This window comes from Collimonas silvisoli (genome assembly GCF_018305005.1).
GTDB lineage: Bacteria > Pseudomonadota > Gammaproteobacteria > Burkholderiales > Burkholderiaceae_D > Collimonas > Collimonas silvisoli.
In genome coordinates this window covers 1-5,329 of record NZ_JAGQEG010000169.1, presented here as the reverse complement: position 1 = coordinate 5,329, position 5,329 = coordinate 1, and the positions used below count along the sequence as shown (strand labels likewise).

3 protein-coding genes are annotated in these 5,329 nt (G+C 53.7%); all 3 read left to right on the top strand.

The window, feature by feature from the left end; all coding sequences use genetic code 11:
* Nucleotides 1–1,326 precede the first annotated feature (1,326 nt).
* Nucleotides 1,327–3,996 (top strand): type VI secretion system ATPase TssH, encoded by a 2,670-nt coding sequence (tssH, locus tag KHU33_RS25230; protein WP_211468157.1) that lies wholly within the window; start codon nt 1,327–1,329, stop codon nt 3,994–3,996.
* 97 nt (nt 3,997–4,093) lie between these two features.
* A complete protein-coding gene (gene tssB / locus KHU33_RS25225; RefSeq protein WP_211468156.1) occupies nt 4,094–4,618 on the top strand; it encodes a type VI secretion system contractile sheath small subunit in 525 nt (174 codons plus the stop codon).
* 27 nt (nt 4,619–4,645) lie between these two features.
* The coding region (tssC, locus tag KHU33_RS25220; protein ID WP_329956123.1) for a type VI secretion system contractile sheath large subunit at nt 4,646–5,329 on the top strand (684 nt) is incomplete at its 3' end.

Here is a 5,329-nt window from a genome sequence, read left to right as displayed (position 1 = left end):
TCTACCTGCTCGACAACGCTCAATTTAAAAGCCAGGCTGTAATCACGTTGGCTGCGCCGTATCTCTTGCTCCATTTGACACTCCTTCTCTTCATCGAAAAAGTGTCAACCTAATTCAGGACGGGTCATGGGTCAAAAAAAAGCCACGACGTGTATCGTGGCCCTTTATTTATCCGCTGAGTGTCAATCGCGCATAGCTGTACTCGTCAAAATATCCATTCGTAAGCCCCACCACCTGCCCCTCAAGAGCATCAACAGAATATTTACGCGACCTCCTGCTGCATTAATCTCAGGTCATAACGCAACATAGCCCAGGATTTGGTAATGCAACAGATTAATGAGCTAAAAGCGTTGTCTAGCACGTGAAAGCAACTTCATTTCTCTATGAGAAAGTAATTTAGACACGTAAATGCAACGCTTCCGGAACTGCATAGTCTGCGAAATAGTTAAAAGCCCCCAACGAGCCAACCGATATCCGCCAATCGAATGATGGTGAAAGCCGAGCTCAAAAGGTAATTGATGTTTTGTATCCTCGTATTGATAATGCGAAAACTTCCGCAGCTAAATGTCGGAGCAGGAGACACGCAAATATCGTGAATTTGTGGTGTACCAATTCTCAGTCAGAATGGGCTTGGACGAATAGAGATGATCAGCGAAATGCAATGTTTCGCATCCAAATGAATAGCGCTTCTGATCAAAAACGCCAATATATCCACTTGATGGTCTAGTGATGAAGGCCGTCTATCGGGCCTGACATTCTCTGACATTGTCGTTGTCACGTCTTCGCGTTCCGTCACGGTGAAATTGTCCTCAGCACTGAAACCCTTGTAAACACACGCAGGCAGCGTATTGACGTGCATCCATGTCCACTCCATAGCTATCGTTCATTCGATCAAACACGATCCGGAAGCGCAGGAGTCATGACAATCTCTGACAAATTGCAAGATGCAAATCGGATAGAGTAATTCTTGTCTCGCGCCAATGTGCTTTCAATTGTTTGCATTCAAAGCCGCCGACTGCAGTTGGGGGCGACCGGATCGAGAGTGCACCTTTTAAGTCGCGGGACCCAGATTGAATTACGTCAAGCAGATCTAACGCATCGCGAAATTCGGGCGACTCATTTTGAGGTGGGTGGGGAGTATTCCGTGCTCACCGACAGTCGGCGAAATAAGACTGCGTGTGCTGCGGATTTGCTTTAACACGAATGCTGGGCCAAGAAAATTTCTAACATGTGTCGCGGTGTCTGTCCGCTTGGTGCATGTCTGAGCCCCTGAAACATGGGCATAAGGTTGGATTTGATCAATAAGATTCAGAAAGTGGAGCGTCGATGGCAGTTACCCGGCACATCTTGTTTGGCAAGCTTAATACAACGTTGTTCAAAGCAATTGAATCGGCTGCGGCATTCTGCAAGCTGCGCGGCAATCCATATATCGAACTGGCGCACTGGATCAATCAACTGGCCCAGCTTCCAGATAGCGACTGGCATCGTATTGCCAGGCATTTCGGCGTCTCGCCCGGCGTGATCGATCGCGAGCTTGCCGCCGCACTCGGCATGTTGCCGACCGGCGCCAGCTCAATCAGCGATTTCTCTTACCATATCGAAGCCGCGATAGAGCGTGCATGGATCTTTGCAACATTAAGTGCGGGCGAACAGCGTATCCGTAGCGCATGGCTGATTGCGGCCTTACTTGAAACGCCGGAGCTGCGTCGGGTCTTGTTGAGCATCTTGCCGCCTTTTGCCAAAGTGCCGACAGCAGGTTTGATGGATCTGTTGCCCGCCTTGATTGATGGCTCGCCGGAAAGCCATGAGGCAGCGCATGACGGCTCCGGGAACTCCGCCACAATTCCAGGCGAGGCCAGCAATGCCTTGTCAGCACAATCCTCTTCCAAGTCTCCGCTTGCGCAATACTGCAGCGACTTGACTGAGCAGGCACGGGCCCGAAAGATTGATCCGGTGGTTGGCCGTGACCACGAAATCCGCACCATGATCGACATTCTCCTGCGCCGGCGCCAGAACAATCCGTTGCTGACCGGCGAGGCAGGTGTGGGCAAGACTGCGGTCGTCGAAGGTCTCGCCTTGGCCATCGCACAAGGACATGTTCCCCCCAGTCTGCGTGAGGTACGCCTACTCAGCCTGGATGTTGGGGCCTTGCTTGCTGGCGCCAGCATGAAGGGAGAATTTGAGTCGCGTTTAAAAGGCGTTCTCGAAGAAGCTGCACACTCCACCCAGCCGGTCATTTTGTTTGTCGATGAAGTCCATACCTTGATCGGCGCCGGCGGCCAGGCCGGGACCGGAGATGCCGCCAACCTGTTAAAGCCGGCGCTGGCGCGCGGCACGTTGCGCACCATCGGTGCGACAACCTGGAGCGAATACAAGCGCCATATTGAAAAAGATCCGGCACTGACGCGGCGCTTCCAGGTGCTGCAAGTGATGGAGCCGGAAGAAGCCTCTGCGGTCGACATGGTGCGCGGACTGGTAGAGACTTTTACTCAGCACCATCAGGTATGGATCATGGACGAAGCCATACGCGCGGCCGTCACCTTGTCGCATCGCTACATCCCGTCGCGCCAGCTGCCAGACAAGGCCATCAGTTTGCTCGATACTGCTTGTGCACGCGTAGCCTTGTCGCTGCATGCGCCGCCGGCGCGTATCGAATACCTGCGCGAACGTTTGACAGCCGGGCAGGTTGAGCGTGATTTGCTGTTGCGCGAAGCCAGCATAGGTAAGGAAAATGCCGGGCGCCTCGATGAGATTGATGCACGCATCGATACGCAACAGAGTGAATTGGATCTGCTGGAACAGCGTTGGCAGCAGGAACTCGACCTCACCCGGATCATCGTTTCGAAACGAACTCAATTGTTAGCGTTACCAGATTCCGGAGAAACAATCGACAGCCTTGGCCAGCTTCTGAGCGATTTGAAAGCGCTGGAAAAACAACTGGAGCTTCTGCAACAAGATTCACCTTTGATTCAGCCGCACGTCAGCGAAGCGGTGGTGGCCGCCATTGTCGCCGACTGGACCGGTATTCCTGTCGGCAGCATGGTTCAAGACGATATTGCTGCCGTTCGAAAACTTCCGGCCCTGCTGGCGCAGCGCGTGATCGGTCAAGCGCACGCATTACGCGCCATTGGTGAACGCATCCAGACTGCGCGGGCAAACCTATCCGATCCGAACAAGCCGGTTGGCGTCTTTCTGCTGGTCGGCCCGTCGGGGGTTGGCAAGACTGAAACCGCCTTGGCGCTGGCCGATGCGCTGTATGGCGGCGAGCAAAATCTGATCACCGTCAACATGAGCGAATTCCAAGAGGCCCACACCGTCTCGACCTTGAAAGGTTCGCCGCCTGGTTATGTCGGCTACGGCGAAGGCGGCGTGCTGACCGAGGCGGTGCGGCGTCGCCCCTATAGCGTGGTGCTGCTGGATGAAATCGAAAAAGCCCATCCCGACGTGCATGAAATGTTTTATCAAGTGTTCGACAAAGGCTGGATGGAAGACGGTGAAGGGCGTTACATCGATTTCAAAAACACCGTCATTCTACTCACCAGCAATACCGGTTCGGACTTGATTTCCAGTTTGTGCGACGACCCGACGCTGATACCCGATGCGGAAGCGCTGCGCGATGTCTTGCAGCCCGAACTACGCAAGGTATTCCCGGCAGCCTTCGTCGGGCGATTGACGACGGTCCCGTTCTTTCCGCTGCAACACGAAGAATTGGCCAGCATCGTCCGGCTGCATCTGCAAAAAATCGTCACCCGCATGCGGTCGCATCACGGCATCGCATTGGATATCAAGGATGCCGTGGTTAGCCATATCGTCGAGCAATGCGGCAGGCACGAAACCGGCGCGCGGCTGTTGGTCGGTTTCATCGAACAGCGCATCTTGCCTCGTCTTTCGGCCTATTGGCTGGATGCTTTAGAAGAAAAACGCGCGATCAGCCGCATCGTCGTCGATTTTGATAGCAACACCACGGATATGAGCTATCAGTTGGAATACGCATGAACGCCACGTTTCTCTGTGCCGGCGTCGCTGGCTTGAGCTTGGCCTGTTCGTAAGGCTGTTTTGTCCTTGATCAACCCTTTTATTTATCGGAGTTTTTATGAGCGTTAGCAACAGTTCCCAGAAATTTATCGCCCGCAACCGCGCGCCTCGCGTGCAAATCGAGTACGACGTCGAAATCTACGGTTCGGAGAAGAAGATTGAATTGCCATTCGTGATGGGTGTACTGGCTGACTTGTCCGGCAAGCCTGTGGCAGATCTGCCGCCGGTGGGAGATCGCAAGTTTCTCGATATCGATATCGACAATTTCGACGAACGCATGAAAGCCATTCAACCGCGTGTGGCCTTTTCGGTGCCGAATACTTTGTCAGGTGACGGTCACTTGATGGTCGATATGACGTTTGAAAGCATGGAAGATTTTTCCCCGGCAGCGGTGGCAACCAAGGTCGATGCGTTGAAGCAGCTGCTTGAAGCCCGCACGCAACTATCTAACCTGCAGACCTATATGGATGGCAAATCCGGCGCCGAAGGATTGGTGCAGCAATTGCTGCAGGATCCTGCATTGATGAAGGCATTGGCTTCAGCGCCAAAGAAAAATGGCGATGACAGCGTCAAAGCCGACTGATCGCCAGCTGCTCCCCTAATAAATCGCATTGACCGAAAGAAAATCCATGCAAGCGAAAGCCCAGACCAAAAATACTCAAGCAAAACCGAGCAGGCGCGCGACGCGGTTGAATCCGCCGTCCGTACCCTGGCGGAACAGGCGTTGAGCAACTCGACGACGATCAGCGACGATGCCTATTCCGCGATCGAAGCGGTGATTGCAGAAATCGACCACAAGTTATCCGAACAAATCAATCTGATTCTCCATAAAGAAGAATTCCAGCAGCTGGAATCGGCTTGGCGCGGCCTGCACCATCTGGTTTCCAATACCGAAACCGACGAGCAGCTCAAAATTCGTTTCATGGATATTTCCAAAGACGAAATGCGGCGCACCGTGCGTCGTCACAAAGGCGTGGCGTGGGATCAAAGTCCGATTTTCAAACGCGTTTATGAAGAAGAATACGGCCAGCTCGGCGGCGAACCTTACGGTTGCCTGGTTGCCGACTATTACTTCGACCACACGCCGCCGGATGTTGAATTGCTTGGGGCGATTGCCAAGATTTCCGCCGCAGCGCATTCGCCGTTCATCGCCGGCGCCTCGCCAGCCGGCTTGCAGATGGATTCATGGCAGGAATTGGCCAACCCGCGCGACCTGGCGAAGATCACGTCGAATCTGGAACACGCTGCGTGGAATTCATTGCGTAACACCGAAGATGCGCGCTATATCGGTTTG

Coding starts and splice junctions, on each gene's coding strand:
- tssB (WP_211468156.1), top strand. CDS start 4,094: ATGAGCGTTAGCAACAGTTCCCAGAAATTTATCGCCCGCAACCGCGCG.
- tssH (WP_211468157.1), top strand. CDS start 1,327: ATGGCAGTTACCCGGCACATCTTGTTTGGCAAGCTTAATACAACGTTG.